Annotated in this window: 16 protein-coding genes; 15 read left to right on the forward strand and 1 reads right to left on the reverse strand. The window is 44.0% G+C overall.

Annotation, left to right across the window (positions count from 1 at the left end; all coding sequences use genetic code 11):
* Positions 1–139: 139 nt before the first annotated feature.
* On the forward strand, positions 140–358 hold the full coding sequence (locus B9N89_RS32540) for an integrase core domain-containing protein (RefSeq protein ID WP_412535461.1): 219 nt from the start codon (positions 140–142) through the stop codon (positions 356–358).
* Between the two features lie 474 nt (positions 359–832).
* On the forward strand, positions 833–2,440 hold the full coding sequence (locus tag B9N89_RS30435) for a fumarate hydratase (protein ID WP_132326340.1): 1,608 nt from the start codon (positions 833–835) through the stop codon (positions 2,438–2,440).
* Between the two features lie 32 nt (positions 2,441–2,472).
* Here the strand turns inward: B9N89_RS30435 and B9N89_RS30440 are convergent, their stop codons facing one another.
* Positions 2,473–3,393 carry an endonuclease/exonuclease/phosphatase family protein gene (locus B9N89_RS30440; RefSeq protein WP_132326338.1) on the reverse strand — a complete coding sequence of 307 codons (921 nt, stop codon included), beginning with the start codon at positions 3,391–3,393 and terminating at the stop codon, positions 2,473–2,475.
* A gap of 1,017 nt (positions 3,394–4,410) precedes the next feature.
* Here B9N89_RS30440 and B9N89_RS30445 point away from each other — a divergent pair.
* From B9N89_RS30445 to B9N89_RS30505, 13 genes are all read left to right on the forward strand, one after another.
* Positions 4,411–5,358 carry a hypothetical protein gene (locus tag B9N89_RS30445; RefSeq protein WP_143478311.1) on the forward strand — a complete coding sequence of 316 codons (948 nt, stop codon included), beginning with the start codon at positions 4,411–4,413 and terminating at the stop codon, positions 5,356–5,358.
* Positions 5,342–6,160 (forward strand): hypothetical protein, encoded by an 819-nt coding sequence (locus B9N89_RS30450; RefSeq protein ID WP_132326334.1) that lies wholly within the window; start codon positions 5,342–5,344, stop codon positions 6,158–6,160. The genes B9N89_RS30445 and B9N89_RS30450 overlap by 17 nt, the downstream gene beginning before the upstream one ends.
* A gap of 58 nt (positions 6,161–6,218) precedes the next feature.
* Complete coding sequence (locus B9N89_RS30455) at positions 6,219–6,539, forward strand: hypothetical protein (protein WP_132326332.1); 321 nt, start codon at positions 6,219–6,221, stop codon at positions 6,537–6,539.
* 59 nt (positions 6,540–6,598) lie between these two features.
* On the forward strand, positions 6,599–6,973 hold the full coding sequence (locus B9N89_RS30460) for a helix-turn-helix domain-containing protein (RefSeq protein WP_132326330.1): 375 nt from the start codon (positions 6,599–6,601) through the stop codon (positions 6,971–6,973).
* Positions 6,967–7,335, forward strand: a complete 369-nt coding sequence (tnpB, locus tag B9N89_RS30465) for an IS66 family insertion sequence element accessory protein TnpB (protein WP_132326328.1) — start codon at positions 6,967–6,969, stop codon at positions 7,333–7,335. Before B9N89_RS30460 ends, tnpB begins: the two co-directional genes overlap by 7 nt.
* Positions 7,336–7,384: 49 nt before the next feature.
* Positions 7,385–9,055 carry an IS66 family transposase gene (gene tnpC / locus B9N89_RS30470; protein ID WP_132326326.1) on the forward strand — a complete coding sequence of 557 codons (1,671 nt, stop codon included), beginning with the start codon at positions 7,385–7,387 and terminating at the stop codon, positions 9,053–9,055.
* Positions 9,056–9,238: 183 nt separating this feature from the next.
* A complete protein-coding gene (locus tag B9N89_RS30475; RefSeq protein WP_159455753.1) occupies positions 9,239–10,162 on the forward strand; it encodes an HXXEE domain-containing protein in 924 nt (307 codons plus the stop codon).
* 68 nt (positions 10,163–10,230) lie between these two features.
* Positions 10,231–10,689 carry a MarR family winged helix-turn-helix transcriptional regulator gene (locus B9N89_RS30480; protein WP_132326322.1) on the forward strand — a complete coding sequence of 153 codons (459 nt, stop codon included), beginning with the start codon at positions 10,231–10,233 and terminating at the stop codon, positions 10,687–10,689.
* Between the two features lie 98 nt (positions 10,690–10,787).
* Positions 10,788–11,399 (forward strand): nuclear transport factor 2 family protein, encoded by a 612-nt coding sequence (locus tag B9N89_RS30485; RefSeq protein ID WP_132326320.1) that lies wholly within the window; start codon positions 10,788–10,790, stop codon positions 11,397–11,399.
* Positions 11,396–13,303, forward strand: coding sequence for a hypothetical protein (locus tag B9N89_RS30490; protein ID WP_132326318.1), 1,908 nt, complete (start codon positions 11,396–11,398; stop codon positions 13,301–13,303). The genes B9N89_RS30485 and B9N89_RS30490 overlap by 4 nt, the downstream gene beginning before the upstream one ends.
* 89 nt (positions 13,304–13,392) lie before the next feature.
* A complete protein-coding gene (locus B9N89_RS30495) occupies positions 13,393–14,208 on the forward strand; it encodes a glutathione S-transferase family protein (RefSeq protein WP_132326316.1) in 816 nt (271 codons plus the stop codon).
* Between the two features lie 26 nt (positions 14,209–14,234).
* A complete protein-coding gene (locus B9N89_RS30500) occupies positions 14,235–15,089 on the forward strand; it encodes an SDR family NAD(P)-dependent oxidoreductase (RefSeq protein ID WP_132326314.1) in 855 nt (284 codons plus the stop codon).
* Between the two features lie 499 nt (positions 15,090–15,588).
* Complete coding sequence (locus tag B9N89_RS30505; protein WP_132326312.1) at positions 15,589–16,347, forward strand: class I SAM-dependent methyltransferase; 759 nt, start codon at positions 15,589–15,591, stop codon at positions 16,345–16,347.
* The last annotated feature ends 346 nt before the right edge of the window (positions 16,348–16,693 follow it).

Below are 16,693 nucleotides of genomic sequence, written 5' to 3' on the forward strand. Positions count from 1 at the left end.
TCTTGATTCTTTGTCATTTTGAGACCTTTCACTACCGCGCAAACATTATACTAATCTATCGGCAGATTTGTCTCACACTCCCCTGGCACATAGCGAAGCCTATCGCTCCTTCTGTTCCTCTAACAGCGTCTTACCAAGTATGTCTCGTCGCGGGAACTGCTATGACAACTCGTATGTAGAATCTTGGTTCGGTGGGTTTAAGAAAGAATGGCTCTATCGTCGTAAATATAGGAATGAAAGTGAGTTGAAAGCGATCGTTTTTGATTATATTGAAGTGTGGTATAACCGGAAGAGAAAACATTCAGCATTAGGCTATCTTAGCCCCATGCAATTTGAAATAAACTGCGCTGTTCAGTAAACATTTGTCCGCATTTTTTGGGGAATTCCAGATTTGGAAGATTTACCATGTGCAGCCTCATCCATAAGTGCTGAAGTAGGACTAGCACTCGTTACTGTTAGCAGGAGTAGGAAGTGCTTAAATAGGGCTAGAGGTACAGTAGAAAGATTCAATCTGGATGTTAGCTTCGTCGTAGAATGGATCATTACCATGGCAAACTTGTCAACTATACGAGCGTCAACCTGCACTTTGAGGGACTTCACTCTACACATTAACCCTCTTTAATTATTCTAGGATCTTATAAGGACCTGTGGGACCACGAACACGTCATTACGCTTCGGTCAGGCAAATACTAGTACGTTCTCTTACAAGGTAAATTAAAACACCATCTTTGAAGCTACATTATCCCAGCACCCTCGGATTGACCAGTTTCAATCTGGTCTTTATACTCAATCGCCGAAGCAGTTACACTCGACCTCAGAAGAAGGATTTCCTATGTCAGAATTTAGCTACCAAGCCCCCTTTCCCATTCAAAACGATCCCACTGAATATCGCCTTCTCACTACGGACTTCGTTTCCGAGGAAGAGTTTCAGGGGCAATCAGTCCTCAAAGTCGCACCGGAAGCTCTAGAAGTTTTGGCCCGAGAGGCGATGAAGGATGTTTCGTTCTATCTACGGACGGCCCACCTAGAAAAGGTAGCTAAGATTCTTGACGATCCTGAAGCCTCAGATAACGACCGATTTGTGGCTCGCACCCTGCTCCAGAACTCGGTAACTGCAGCAGAGGGTGTCTTACCTACATGCCAAGACACAGGAACCGCTATCGTCATGGCTAAAAAAGGCCAACGAGTTTGGACAGGTGTGAACGATGCGGAATACCTATCTCGCGGAATCTATAAAACTTACCAAGAACGTAACTTGCGATACTCCCAGGTTGTGCCTATCAGTATGTTCGAAGAAAAAAATACTGGTACCAATCTTCCTGCACAGATCGATATCTACGCCACTCCTGGGGATGAGTATAAGTTTTTATTCCTGGCCAAGGGTGGGGGTTCAGCCAACAAGACTTATTTATATCAGCAAACTAAATCTCTACTCAATGAGGAAAGCCTCACCAAGTTTGTCCGCGAAAAGATTAAATCTATTGGTACAGCGGCCTGCCCACCCTATCACTTGGCATTTGTTATCGGCGGAACCTCAGCTGAGGCGAATCTGAAAGCTGTAAAAGAAGCATCCGCTGGAAACTTAGATCACCTCCCCACTGAAGGTAATATGGGTGGTCGCGCCTTCCGCGATCTAGAGTGGGAAGCAAAGATTCAAGAGATCTGCCAAGAGAGCCAGATAGGTGCCCAGTTCGGTGGTAAGTACTTCACTCACGATGTAAAGGTGATTCGACTCCCCCGGCACGCAGCTTCCTGCCCTGTGGGGCTTGGCGTCAGTTGCAGTGCTGACCGGAACATCAAAGCCAAGATCACAGCCGATGGATTGTTTGTAGAAAAGTTAGAGCGAAATCCTGCGAGGCTCCTACCCAAAACCGAACCTCACCTTGAGAAGCCGATTGATATCGACTTAAATCGGCCAATGGCAGATGTTTTGGAAGAGCTTTCAAAGTACCCTATTAAAACGCGATTGAACTTGAAGGGGACTTTGATCGTGGCTCGTGACATGGCTCACGCTAAAATCAAAGAGATGTTGGACGCTGGCAAACCTATGCCAGACTACTTTAAAAACCACCCTGTTTACTACGCTGGTCCAGCAAAAACCCCTGAAGGAATGCCTTCTGGAAGCTTCGGCCCCACCACTGCGGGACGCATGGACCCTTATGTCGACCTTTTCCAATCCCACGGTGGCTCGATGATCATGCTTGCCAAGGGCAACAGGTCGCAACAGGTGACAGATGCATGCCAGAAGCATGGTGGCTTCTACCTTGGTTCCATCGGTGGACCGGCGGCTATTTTAGCTAAGGAGAATATCAAGAAAGTAGAAGTGGTTGACTTTGAAGAGCTAGGCATGGAAGCGATTCGTAAAATTGAGGTAGAAAACTTCCCGGCCTTTATCATCTGTGATGATAAGGGTAATGACTTTTTCGCTGAGCTTCGATAGTGAAATGGCCCCTTCTAGGGGCCGTTTAGGAGTCAATTCTTAAACGAAAACTCAGCCCACGTCACTCGGTGATACTCTTCAGTGGCGAACCCTCCCACACCAGAATTAACCTCTATCAACGCATCTTTAGTAAAGAACACCCGATCCAAGCCACTTTCTTGAGCAAGCTGAAACGAGGTGCCTTGAGTGAGCGCCTCGGTGAATGATTGCCCTGCGACTTTTCCTGTATTGCAGTCACAGAGAACAACTGCTGCGCTACCAGCAAATTCACTCTGCCAGATATTTAGGAGCATCTGAGCAGTTTTAGCATGAGCATCCGCAGGCGCCGGGCTTTCTGAAGGAACATCAGAAATAGCTCCATGAGGTAAGTGAGTATTGAATACCACAACCTGCTTTTCGCCAATCACATAAACACTCCAAACCAAGCTTCGCTCAGCATGACCATCCCGATCAATATCGACTTGCCCCTGATTCACAAGCTTAAAGTCACTTGAATAATAAAGTGAATTGTCTCCCACACCCTTGCCTAGTTTTGTAAGCCCCAAGCTGCTAGTTCCAGCTATGGCTTCTGGTTCCTGGTTTTCTTGGGTACCAACAATGTAAGGTTGGTCTGCTCTTACGCTGTTTATAACATCAGAAATCTGCTCGAAGTTTTTATTGCGATAGTCCACATTGAAAGTCGAAGCTCGAAAGGTTTTTGGGGGCTCTGGCTCCACATTGCCTGGGTTTGATGACGGCTTTTCTTGATTTTGTTCAGGATCCGGGCTTTGGTCCTTGGGTTGCGCAGGGTCTGGTCGATCATTCTTTGATGAAGGTTTATCAGAGGAATCCGATGTGTCTGTCTTCTGCCGAAGAGGCATCTGCACATCAAGCTGCTTGCAAGCAGAGCTTCCAAACGTCAGACATACAAGAACAACAACCTCATAATTTTTCAGTGCAAGCGCCAGTCTCAAACTACAATCTCCATCTAGAGTCCATGGTTTCCATGGGCCTTGGATGCAAGTCTGAGACCAAGCAGGATATTTAGCCATCCTAGACAATGTGAAGACTTAGCAGCGACTTACGCGCCATTTTCAGTTCGCTAGCTAAGAAATAGCGACCACGTTCGAGACAAGTCAGAAACTCGATCATTTCAGCACCGGCAAAATAAACGATTCAGCTAGGCAATTAACTGAGAGCTTCAACATCGATCAGAATGCTATCTACTGAAAAAGAACTCTTAAATAAGAAGTAGGTGTTGAATTTTTTACTGGCTACCTTGATAACCTCTTCTTCGAATTCCCAGCGAGGCTTATACCTTTTGCGGTCCTTCAGCTACTCTATCGGTAACATTAACCTTTGTCTTTGGCCAAATAGAGACAATAAAGGAAGAGTAGCAAGAAAAAGCAAAAGCACTATACCGTGGGCAAGCTGCTTTGCTTCCCGATAAAGCTGCCATAGATACTGAACCAAAACGAACTCCTATACCTTGGTTATGGACTTTTGGTATCAGGCTCAGACGAGAGCTGTCGTTTTGGATAGTCCTGCTTGTGGTTTTTTTCAAAGCCATAGGTTAACGCCATTTTATCTCACCATATTTAGCCCTTTCTCTAAACATCTCCTATTACCCTGTTTTTATTGAAATAAGGACTTTGTTGCTCCTCTAATATTTTTCTCCCAGAAAGAAGATTAACCTCTCTAGCTCAAAGTGGGGCCGGCCTTTTTCCGTTTACAAAAAGGAACAAAGAAAGTAACATTATCTAGATAAAAGGATATGACATTTATCCTAATAAAATCATAATATATTAATATATTTAAGATTAATGAGTTAGATAAGACTATTTATCTAGATAATGAGTTTTCGAGAATTGCCAAATAATAGATCAAACCTGGAACCATATACTAAGCTATTGAGGTCGATCCCAACCTTTGAGAATCAAAGCGTCAAAAGTGACAGAAACAGCTTGTATCTGTTGAATGTCAAGTTCACTTTGACTGACGGAAAAGATCTGCAGGATATTCTAAGGTTGAGCTTGAAATATGGGATGGCCCCATCTGGAGTTCTGGTAAATAGACTCAGCGAAGCCGAGAGGCAAGATCTAGATAAATGCGGAATCAGCTACATAACGCTAGAGGGACATATATCCATTCAGACTCGATTTGAGTGGGTTAAACGTCAGCCTATAGATGGGTTCAAAAAAAGACCCCACTCGAATCAAGAGAAGCTAGCTGTAGACATATCTCCAACAACTCTTGTTAGCCCAAATGCCTTAGCTATACTAGACTGTCTATTTCGCCTAGACGATGAAACTCTGAACATGTTTACTGCTTATAAGTTGAGTAGCAAGATTGGTCTGTCCCAACCAAAATTTAGCTCGATCATGTCAAGCCTTGGTGTAAAGAGCCTCTATGATCTTAAATCCAAGATAGCCACGCTTGAACCTTCCGAATTTGCAAAAAAGTTCAGATACAGTCGAACAAGGCAGAGTATGACCCCTTATTTTAAGCTCAAAAAATACTACCACCCGGTTAATTCAGATATAGACTCGATTTGGCCAAAAATTATTGAAGAAATCCAGGAAGGACCGGGGAAGATAAACTACGCTCCTTCTGAGCAGCTAAAAAAAATGGGTTATCTCAGAGATAATACTTATTCCTTATGGGTAGACTCTAAAGAACTAAAAAGTTTCAAAAAAAGATATAGGCTTATACCTTCTCAGAAACATAACGATGGAGCAATCGCTATCTGTTCACCCGCGAAGGATTTTCTGAAAGAGGCTATTATAACGAAGCTAGATGAACCATCGTCCAGATATCAGGAGCTTTTTGGAAGCCTAAATATCTTTAGAGTAATATGGGATCTTGGATTTGGAGATTCTAGACATCAAGAATTACAAGTAGACTTACTATGGAAGGTTTTACATGGAAGCAGACTTTGAAAAGGTAGAAAAATGGTTGCAAGATGTAGAGCTGGCCATGCCTCAGCTGCGTGAAGTCATACTATCTCAAGGCAGTGAGATCTTGATTATTGGAAAGTCAGTATACTATCTTTACCACGAACTGGGTTGGATACCAGAACCTAGAACCAGTACGGGCGACATCGATATAAGTATAGGGGTCTATCAAGATTTTAACAACTATTACAGTATTAAATCTAAGCTGCTCGAAGTGGGGTACCTGCAAGACGAAGATCCCGACTATCCCTTTAGATTTCATTCTCCTAAGAAAATGCCTGGAACAATAACCTACGTCGATCTACTTATTCATCCAGCAGGAGATATTGAAGAAGAAACGGTAAGAGAAAAAATGGGAGTAGGCCCAGAGTGGCAATTTGAAAGTGTTTTAAGTGGACTCAATAATCCAGTGAAACTTAATGAAAACGGATCGCTTCTTGCCCCCAACCCTCTTGGAATGATCGGCCAGAAGGCTCGAGCATACTATGCTGCATCTGATTGGAGGAAAAAGGATCTAGCCGACATTGGGGAGCTAATCGATGGATTAGTCACTCAAGGAACGCACTTTGATTTATCTGAAGTATGGCAGGAAATGAAACTTCAGCACAGTGATCAATGTGAATTTATTGAAAGCTGTGTCAGCAAATTAGCTGATGATAGTAATGTAGAGCTTGATTTCGAGAATGTAAAAAATGACCTTGTGTTGAGACATTATACTGAGGAAGAGATAGAAACTCATTTACCAAAGCAGGCTGAACAAATCATTGAGCAAGTTTTTACTGATTGAAACCATTTGGTCTCCCCCTAGCAAATAACCTCGAAGTACTGACTGTGCTGACTTCTGGTTGGCTGCATCGGATGTCACCTATGAGGATGAGTCATACTTTCAAAGACTGTTGGCTAAAGAAGTCAAGACGATACTTGACAACAACGACTGGAGTAGCCAGAAGGTGGATAAACCTACATTCTGGCCAACAAAGACGTGGCTTCAGGAAGAAGGTTATTCGTCCATTGAAGAATGGCAGGAAGCAAAGAAAGCAGTTGAAACTACTGAAGTACTTACTCAGCCGAGCAAAGAAGTTGTGAACAACTCAGTATCTCTGAATGAGAGTGATCAAATTGATTGTATTGCTTGCAAACAACAGTGCCCGCCCAGAATCGCGTGAGATGACCGCTTGATTCCATCGTGATTAGATATCCGTGAACTTAAAAACACGGAGCCTTTATGAAGATCGAACTAGAATCCCTCGCCCCCAAATTTGAAGCTTCCCGCAGCAGGGCCAAAGGTAAGAGAGTCATCTATCCCACGAAACTTAGAAAAGCTGCCGCCCAACTCATCGAAGATCACTCCCATAAAACTCTTGCTAACGAACTTGGGGTTTCAGTGGCTTCCATCAAATCTTGGGCCAAGACCTTCGCTCCAAAGGTTTCTGAAAAAGACCTGATCCAAATTGAGAGTGATGACAACACAGTACCACTCCAGGTAGCAGGGGATGATATCAACGTAAAAATCATCGCTATGGAGATCAGTGTACCTAGTGGAAAGCTTGCTGCTACCCTCACAGATATCATGAGAGGAATGGGAGCTTCATCATGCTAACACTAGGTCATAGCACTAAGCTATATATGTGCCGCAAGCCAGTGGACTTTCGCTATGGCTTTGATGGCCTAGCAAATCTATGCAAGAAAATGGCAGGTAAAGATCCTTATAATGGCTCGGTATTTCTATTCTTCAATAGATCCATGACCAAAGCGAAGCTTATCTATTTTGACGGAACTGGTTCAGTCATGATCTGGAAAAGGCTTGAACAGGGTAAGTATAAACTACCAAAAACGGATGAGAATGAAGAGTTTCCTACGCTAAGAGGCACTGATGCTGCTCTTCTTTTGGAAGGAGTTGATGCTTCGAAGATAAAGAGGGGCAAGGCTTGGAAGCCAGTTTCAAATAAAGACTTGAATTAACTACTAAATTTCATGACTATGCCGCTAGAATTATTGAGAGTAGAATGCGATGAAGTTCTCGGAAATAAAATCTGAGCTTGCGCCCTTTGAGGCCTTGATTGAAACGATCCCTGAGGACCAAATTCAAGGGATCAAGATCTCTCGCATTCTACTTTCCAAGATTGATGAGCTATTTGAAGAACTAGCTGTCAAAGAAGAAAGAATCAGCTACCTCACTACTGAGCTATTTGGGAAGAATAAGAACAAGGAAGATCCTGACTCTGAAGTAGCAGACGAAAAGGATCAGGACGAAGACCCTAAAAAATCTGAAAAAGAAGCTAAGAAAAGGGTTGAGGATGCTAAATCTCCTAAAAAAAACATGCCTAAGGGCTCAGCTAAGAAGCAAACTGTAAGGCGAAGAGTTCCAAAGGGCCTAAAGTGCAGTGCCTGCCATGGTGATGTCAAGGACATAGGCTATGGTCATAAAGCTTCAGAGATCGATCTTATCAAAATGGGAGTCCTAGATCGGGAATACCTCCTTCACAGAGGTCGGTGCTCATGTGGGGAAGTTGATTTTGAAATGCCTAGACCCGAAAGGGTTCTTGAACAACGAATATATACGTCAGAATTTATCAGTCAGCTCATCGTTTCAAAATTCAAATTCCATCTTTCCGTCTACCGTCAGCAAAAACAGTTTTTGGATGCGGGAATCTACGTTAATCGCAACGTTCTTAACGATCTTGTAAATAACGCCTGGAAGGAGCTTGAGCCTGTAGTAAAAAGACTTCGCCAAATTGCTCGTGAGCAGAAGTATAAGTACTGCGACGAGACACCCATATGTCGCGTAAAAAAGGGAAAGAGTAAAAGATACTACCTGTGGTGTCTGCACACCGAACTTGCTGTAGTATTTGAACTAACGGAAAAAAGAAATCAGGCTCTAGCTAAGGATTTTATCGGTGAAGGCGGCACCGTCATGACTGACGGCCTTGGTATCTATTCTGAAAAAAGTATTGATGGAGTCCATGGCAATTGCTTAGCTCATTGTTTACAGAAGTTCTTTAGATCATTTTCATCCTTTTCAGAAGAATCTGATAGGGCAATCGACTTCATGGTCGAGGTCTATAAGGTTGAGAAGGAAGCTAAGGCTGAGGGACTAAGCCCAGAAGATCGGCTGGCTCTTCGTCAGAAAAAATCTGCAAAACACATGGCAGACTTCAGGGCCTTCCTAGAGAACCTAAACCCTCCGCCAAGATCTGCTCTTGGTAAAGCCATTTCATATACCCTGGAGCGCTGGAAAGAGATCACCCTGTTCCTGCGCGATGGCGGGATTGAGGTTGATAACAACCGTGTCGAATCCATATTCAGAGATGTAAAGCTTGGTCTCAAGAACTATCTTTTTGTGATGTCAGATCTTGGTGGAGAGGCGATGGCTGGTTTTTACAACCTCATCATGACCTGCGAGCTTCATGGTATCAACCCTCAGGACTATCTGGCTGATATTCTTGTCAGGCTCGCAAATGGGCACCCTGCTTCGGATATTGATGCCTTGCTGCCATGGAGTTGGAAGGCCGATGCCTCACGACTCAAAATTTCGTCTAAAGATGAACATGTTGAACAAGAGTACCCTAGAGAGCTGCTGGTCAAAAAGCTAGGACTTGAGGGAAAGATCTACTTCGATGATCCTGACGAAACTTTAGATGATGGTGCTCATATTTATGAAATGACAGCACTTTCTCCATGATCTTTGAAAATTGAATAGAATCTAGGCTAGGAATTCACCTGGTCGTGGCGAGGTGCGCCCTGAAATATTAATAGTCAGGGACGGACACAAATGATATTAAAAGCTCAATATCTCATTGCGACGGGTAGGTTTCTACATCTAGAATCGTATCTCCAACAACATTTTGTCAATGGAGAGAATTCTATGACACAAGCAGAGCTTATCCAGGATATCGCTGATGCTACAGGTATGACCAAAACGGATGTAAAAAAAGTTTTCGATAGCTACAAAGAGATTGGTTATGCTCATATGAAAAAACTGAAAACAGACGCTGACTTCGCTCTTCCTGGGTTTGGGAACATTTTATATGTGATGTATCGAGAGCGATTCTCTGAGTGTTTAGCACTCATCCTGTTTTTTGGTTCTTTGTGGCTACCTATGGGGCAGATAGATTTCCTGGTAGAACATTGGATGAAGCTAGGATTCTATCTAATACCATTTCTATTTTTGATCGCTTGGAAGGATAGTTCTCACAAACCAAGGTTTCGTAGTTTGTATTTTTGGACTGGGATGCTTCTCATTAGCTACATTTTTCATCAGATTGAAGAGCATTGGATAGATATCTATGGCAATCGATATGCCTTTAGCGCTTCGATGAACGAATTATTAAAGGGCATAACTGACTCAAGCGACAATCTCCTTTCTCATGAAGGTATTTTTGTCATCAATACGACTCTCGTTTGGTTAGTCGGAGGGGGAGCGTTGGTTGCGATGCATTATAGTGTGTTTCCAGCGCTGTGTATGGCAGCCATAGTACTGATAAATGCGATCGCACACATAGGATTGGCGGTTGCCAGCTGGGAGTATAACCCTGGCACGCTGACCTCCATTATGCTTTTTCTCCCCGTTTCGCTGCTGTTCTATAAGAACTATTTTCTACAGAAAGGTGAAAAGCTATTTCTTTTGTATCTAAGCCTTGGCTGGTCTATTTTATGCCATGTCGTTATGGTTGTTGGCACCATTGCTGTCCACCACTGGGGGGTGATTTCTGAGTCACTTTACTTTCTTGCACTTTTTCTCTTGTCAATTGTGCCACTGTTAGCATCTAGTCCGGCTGTAAAGTCATAAATAGACTGCCATTTTTTGCGGCAAACTTGTTAGATATTACCTAGACGAACTGCATCGGATAAAGATCTATGACAGCTTACGAACCACCGGGATCACCAAAGCACTTCGGCGTACTTTTGGATCAAGTTTCCTACTTAGTCGAGCGCAAGGTTATAAGACATCTGAAAGAAGAAGGGTATGACCTTACATTCTTAGAGGTGGTCATGCTTATTGGCGTCGTTGAAGTAGAGGGAATCAACCCTAATGCACTTGCCGAACGCACTCTGCGTCATAAATCGATCGTGGCAAGAGTAACAAAGCGTCTTGAAGGTCAGGGAATGATCACCCGTACCGTAAGCGAAGTGGACGGTAGGTCTTGGGAGCTTAGTGCCTCAAAAAAAGGGATCGCGTGCTATAAGACTATTATGAAAAATATGGAACCTTTTCGAAGAAGATTTGAAAAACAGTTAAATAAAAACGACCTGAACGTCTTTCATCAGGTGCTGATGCAATTCCGAGACTATTTGTTTACAGATTCTAGCCATTGATTTAGTCAGAATTATCAACTTTAAATTTAGTTGACTTTGTCATCTATTGCAATTACCTTTTGGTCTCCCTTTGATCAGAATAACTCATTGAGGTGTCTATGAAATGTCATTGGCAAGGCGCTGTAATGCTCTTGTTATTCAGTTTGAGTAATGGATCAATAGTCGCCGATGTGAGTGATAACGTTCGCGACAAAGATGGTCGGATCATTCCGCCGACAACATCGCAGCAGCAAGGTTTAATCCATCAAAATACGGTCCCGAAAGACTTTAAGACAGAGATCATTGTGCCCGACGCAAAAGCAAGATCCCGGGCAAAAAAAATTGTAGAGTTTTATAAGCTCTTAGAATCCAACCCCACCATTGCGAACGTTAGAAAATACGTTTCAGACGATTACATTCAACACAGTTGGTTTTTGCCCGATGGTCCCCAACCCTTAGCGATGTTGTTTTCAACATCCGCTGCCCAATATCCAGCCAAGATCGATGTTCACAAGATCATTGTGGTCGGTGATTGGGCGATGGCGCATGTCAACTTTCGGAACTTGGATCACGGCGCAAAAGGTGATCTTGGTATGGCTGCGGTTGATATGTATTTGTTTGGTCCTGATGGGAAAATTGTTGAACATTGGGATGTTATACAGAACGTGCCAAAACTAGCCCCTAATCCGAACGGGATGTTTGTCAAGCTTTTTAAGGGAGGTCGGCAATGAAAGCCTTTCTAAGATTTTCGATTGTCACTACTGGTTTGATTTTGGTCCACTTCGCCAGTCACGCCGCTCGTGCTCAAACTATCCCGAAACCACCTCCAGCAGATGTGAAACTGCCCTACTACGATCGGCACAGAATCGACGTGAGTAATCTACGAGATTTTTACGATGGGCTCTTAACCGCTGATCTCATGATTCACGCCGACGGAATGTTTGACGCAGCAACGAAATGGAAGATCACCCTCTATCAGATGGTAAAAATGGGTAGCCGTCACCACCAAGCGAGAGCTGCACGTCAACTGTCACTTATGGGTGTTTCTTTAAAGGAGATAAAGGCTGTTTGGTCGAAGGACTACCCAGAATCCATTATAGATACACGACTAAGAACCGCATTTGAGTTGGTAGATCAGGCAATTGTGACGCCTTCTAAAGTTACTGCCGATACCCACGCGGCTTTGCGAATGCGATATATTGACAGACAGATTGCCGAGCTCTTTGAGCTTGTTGCAGTGAATGTTGCCGTAGCAAAACATGATCTCATTCTACCAATCCCCACCGATAAAAAGACGGTTGACTGGGCAAAGGAGAACTTGGCAAGTGTGGGATGGAGCCCGGGGCGCAATGCACCATCGAACGCTAAAGAGCAGCGTCAGGCCCTCTTTGTCGGTGATGCGCTAAAAAAAGCTAAAGCGGAACTGATGGCGGATTGGGAGCCGGAAGACTTAAACGCTCCTAACCCCCAATTCAAGACCGATTGGGTGAACTATCTAACTGGGTACAACATTTCAAAAGTGACTCTCGACGGAGATAGGGATGGAATCGAAAATCCATTCGATTTTTACCCGGAAGACTACCTGCGGTGGAAGGGTCCTGAGGCAGATAAGGCGAATATGCCACCGAAGGGGACGCCTGCATTTAATGTGAAGGCTTACGATTATAAGTATTTTCGACCAGCAAAGGTAGCGAAAACAAAATATCCTCCGAGCGATCGGCAACGCTTTGATACGGAGTGGACAAGACGTAGCTCATTAGGAACGATTGCCATGGATCAGTTTTTTTCTGGTTCAGATCGTGCGCTTGATATCTCAACGAAATGGGAGCTTTTCTTAGTGTTTCAGTTGGCAAGCGGCTGCGTACATTGCCAAGCGCATGGCGCTTTTGGCGTTTTTGATGCCGTTGAGGATGATTATCCGTATGATCAACTCCCATCGAAGGCCGTTCCAAAGCTTATAAAACGGATTCAAGCTCTCGTGGATTTTGAGCGCTCAAGCTTGTTTACTGAGGCGGAGAAAGCAGCCTTTCGTTTCGCACGAGATTCAGGATCTCTGCCTCCACGTGTAACAGCAGCGCATGTGGAGCATTTGCGGCGACACTACTCAGACCGAGAGATTCAAGAATTGATGGCATCGATGATCTGCTACAGTTGGCTGGCAACGGTTATGCAAGCACAAATGACAGTTACCGATCAGCTTAGTATGTCTTTTACGCTAAGAACACTAGGACCACTTGGCTGGAAACCTGGTGTTCATCTTGGGCTGCCAAGTGAGCAAAGACCTTATCATATGACCGAATTGGGTGATCAATGGTTTGCAAAGATGAGTGTCGGTGGAACCTTCGACATATCATCAGAGTGGGTGGGTTATGAGGTTCCCTTAGCAGTTGACAGTGATTTAGATGGTGTTGATGACGCTTTCGATGGTTTTCCAAGAGATCGCTCTAAGTGGGCCGATACCGATCGAGATGGCATCGAAGATAGAAAAGATGATGATATCGATGGTGATGGTATTACGAATAAAGAGGAAATTGCTTCAGGTACGTTCCCCTATAAAGCTGACTCTGATGCTGATGGTGTCACCGATACAGACGAATTAAGGGCAGGAACCAACCCAATCGACCCTTACGATTAATGACTATTTTGGACTCTCGTAATAACCGAGGTGCCGAAAACGATCTATCTTGAACACAATCATCGCGAGCGTTAAGGAGTCATCTATTTATGGTGCCGAAAGTAACCGCATACACTGCAGACATTTCGATTTGTTCACAGATTTGCAGGCTTGCAGTTTATGAGCAGGGACTAAGAGGAGTTGAGCATGTCAATATTGATATCGAATATGAAATGGAAAACTACGATCCTTGGTTTGTGAAGATACAACCAACCATGACCGTGCCAGTCTTAGTTTACAATAAAAAAGTCGTGGGAGATAGCCGAGACATTTTAATGTTTTTACAAGAAAGACACCCCGAGGCGGGACTGTACCCAAAGGAACATCGTGACTCGATTGACAGCTTTATCGACAATTTTTACGAGCGTTTTGGACTCATCGGAGCCTTCACTTTCGGTAATCTTGCGACGAGAGGGCCTACAATGCAGCAGTTTATAAAGCGTGGCAAGCGAGAGATCACCATAGCAAAGTTGAAAGCCTTAATGCAGCATGAATATCTTCGCCAGCATGCCGAGCAAAAACTCGCTAAACTCGATCAGTTTGATCTCCTCTCTTGGGCAATGTCGCAAGATTTGAATGTGTTGGACAGCAAGATGAGCGAATTACTTGACCAGATGGACCAACAGCTCGCCGATGGCCGACCGCTTCTCATGGGCGAAACCTATTCTTTAGCCGATGTCGTTGCGACTGCCTACTGCGCAAGAATCCATTTCATTAAGGGCCTAGGGCTGTTTTCTGAAAATGTACGACGCTACTGGGAGCTTGTCAAAAGCCGTCAATCTTTTGTAGGGGCCAATGTATGTTCAACTTGGGAGGATACTCTCATGGCAAAACAGTTTGCAAAGTTTCAAACGAGCTCAAACTGAGAAATTTTATCTAAAAGGAAAGTATTATGACAAAGAAAGCTCTCTTAACAGGCTCAACAGGTGGGTTGGGAAGAGAAATTGCCAAGATTCTTGCTCGTGATGGTTGGGATCTCATCCTTCTCAACCGTGGGAGAGAGCAGGCTGGAGAGCAGCTGGAATCATTGCGAGCGGAGTTCCCGAAGAGGATGTTTGAGAATTTCTTCACGAATCTTATGGACCTTAAGGATATTCAAAAGGTTGCTCGAGAGATTGGTGAGGCTCATCACCAAATCACAGCATTGTATAATATTGCAGGTTTACTGACTGATAAGCGTATTGAGAGTCCACAAGGAATTGAGGGGCATTTTGTCTTGAACGCGGTGGCTCCCTATATGCTGATCCAAGCCCTAAGGCCAAAGCTAAAGAATGCTGCCGGTACAGAAACGGCGGCTTTTGTCGTCAATTTCTCATCATCGGCAGTCAATAATGTGAAGACTCTTGACGCGACCAAGCTTGTCAACCCTGACACGATTGGTGGCCTTATGGATGCTTATGCAAAGACGAAGGCGGTGCTGAATCTGATGTCCTGCTTTTTAAAGGATGAACTTGTTGCTGACGGTATTTACATATATTCGGTTGATCCTGGCGCAACAAAAACGCAGATGACGAGCAAGAACCGAGGTATGCCATGGTTGGTCAGGCTGCTTGTTCCGCTTCTTTTCGGCGATGCAGAAAAGCAGGCAGGTAAACTCGTGGCTGGTGTCCATCGCGCCTTGGAAGAAAAGGAAACTGGCCTGTTTATTTCGAGCGGCAAAGTGAAGAATCACCCGTCTTTTGTACACGACAGGGGAGTTCAAGAGGAGGTTCGAAAAGTCTTGGACAGTCTTATAGAAGACTTTTGAGAATGGGAGTCACCTCACACGACGATCGGTCCAGAATAGTAGGTATATTTGAAAAACGCGGCTTGGAAGCCGATACGATGACGAATGATCTGTTATTTCTGTAAAGATATTATAATGTGTAAATGCTTTATCGGCATGGAGATCCTCTTGGTTTGTTTTCGATGTTGAATTTAGAACATGTTCGATTAGCCGCTAGTGAATTACTGTAGAAATACGATATGGTAGGTCTCATAAAACAATCTGAGAATGCAGTATTTTTATCTTCAAACTTTGCAAACAAGCTATTTTATTTCTGCAATTGTTCTCTGACCCTCTGAAGCTTGAACAAGCCGCAGTCCTCTATGAAAACTCAGACAAGTCATCGACTGAAATCTGTAAATCACTGGGTATTAGCAGGCGATCTTTCTTCTACCATATGAAGTCCCAAAGAAAACAGTCGTATCCGAACAACATGCCGACTGCTTAGGTGTCGTTTTAGGAATATCAAAAGGAAAAAAGCATGGATGAAGCATATATCAGACTACTCGTTGATTTACATTGTGGTCAGGAACGGCAGGGTCCAGGTGGGCCGGAGTCTACCCAACGAGCTATAGACTTAGCTGGACTGAAGGCCGGTGGTCAGCTCGCTATTGCAGATATAGGTTGCGGTACAGGATCTTCATCACTGTACCTAGCGCAACAGCTGGGAGCTACACTTACGTCAGTGGACTTTGCGGCACCTTTTATTGAGAAACTTAAACAAAAGGCTCAGGACAGTGAGGTGCAAGATAGTATCAAATCATTAGTGGCAAATATGGAAGACTTGCCATTTGACGACTCTAGCTTCGATGTCCTCTGGTCCGAGGGAGCCATCTACAACATAGGATTTGAAAATGGCGTTCGCAGGTGGCGCCGCTTTCTCCGTCCAGGGGGAACTTTGGCGGTTTCCGAGATCACATGGATCACAGGTGCAAGACCCAAAGAAATAGAAGACTATTGGAAAGATGCCTACCCAGAAATAGGTACAGCCTCATCAAAAATGAAAATCCTTGAGGCTGAGGGCTACAGCCCTATCGGATACTTTTACTTGCCGCATTCTGATTGGCTTGATCATTACTACCTACCGCTCAAAAACCAGTTGGAGGCATTCGCGAGCCGCAACGAGGGTAACAGCCGAGTTGATTCAATCGTTGCGCAGGAAAAAGCTGAATTTGATATGTACGATAAGTTTAAGGACTACTACAGCTACGGTTTTTATATTGCTCGTAAAATCGATTAGGGTAATGGTGAGTGCAAATTAACACTCAATACCATGTTTTTGCACTCTGCTCCTTATCGTAACTATCTATTATTTCATGACTTTATATAAGGCGAGCATCTGAAGCACGAGATTGTAATTCAATATTTTCAGCTACTTAAGCCACTTATGCTAGGATTTGTCCAGAATCGTCGTCATACCCCTATTTGGGTTCTTGGAGAAAAAATTCTCTAATGTAACGGAATGTTGTTTTAGAAAACAAAGGGGGCTCTTGTCCTGTCCGAGCAAGGGTGTCACAAATCAAGACAAAAATTAAGATAGGCCCTGATATCACTCATGGGCAGTCTCTTTCCAAAAACTCCTTCTT

This window comes from Pseudobacteriovorax antillogorgiicola, from assembly GCF_900177345.1.
Lineage (GTDB): Bacteria > Bdellovibrionota_B > Oligoflexia > Oligoflexales > Oligoflexaceae > Pseudobacteriovorax > Pseudobacteriovorax antillogorgiicola.

Bases quoted from the DNA above. Each gene is read 5' to 3' on its own strand.
- B9N89_RS32540 (WP_412535461.1), top strand. From the start codon at position 140: ATGTCTCGTCGCGGGAACTGCTATGACAACTCGTATGTAGAATCTTGG.
- B9N89_RS30490 (WP_132326318.1), top strand. From the start codon at position 11,396: ATGAAAGCCTTTCTAAGATTTTCGATTGTCACTACTGGTTTGATTTTG.
- B9N89_RS30460 (WP_132326330.1), top strand. From the start codon at position 6,599: ATGAAGATCGAACTAGAATCCCTCGCCCCCAAATTTGAAGCTTCCCGC.
- B9N89_RS30480 (WP_132326322.1), top strand. From the start codon at position 10,231: ATGACAGCTTACGAACCACCGGGATCACCAAAGCACTTCGGCGTACTT.
- tnpB (WP_132326328.1), top strand. From the start codon at position 6,967: ATGCTAACACTAGGTCATAGCACTAAGCTATATATGTGCCGCAAGCCA.
- B9N89_RS30435 (WP_132326340.1), top strand. From the start codon at position 833: ATGTCAGAATTTAGCTACCAAGCCCCCTTTCCCATTCAAAACGATCCC.
- tnpC (WP_132326326.1), top strand. From the start codon at position 7,385: ATGAAGTTCTCGGAAATAAAATCTGAGCTTGCGCCCTTTGAGGCCTTG.
- B9N89_RS30450 (WP_132326334.1), top strand. From the start codon at position 5,342: ATGGAAGCAGACTTTGAAAAGGTAGAAAAATGGTTGCAAGATGTAGAG.
- B9N89_RS30500 (WP_132326314.1), top strand. From the start codon at position 14,235: ATGACAAAGAAAGCTCTCTTAACAGGCTCAACAGGTGGGTTGGGAAGA.
- B9N89_RS30485 (WP_132326320.1), top strand. From the start codon at position 10,788: ATGAAATGTCATTGGCAAGGCGCTGTAATGCTCTTGTTATTCAGTTTG.
- B9N89_RS30475 (WP_159455753.1), top strand. From the start codon at position 9,239: ATGACACAAGCAGAGCTTATCCAGGATATCGCTGATGCTACAGGTATG.
- B9N89_RS30505 (WP_132326312.1), top strand. From the start codon at position 15,589: ATGGATGAAGCATATATCAGACTACTCGTTGATTTACATTGTGGTCAG.
- B9N89_RS30495 (WP_132326316.1), top strand. From the start codon at position 13,393: ATGGTGCCGAAAGTAACCGCATACACTGCAGACATTTCGATTTGTTCA.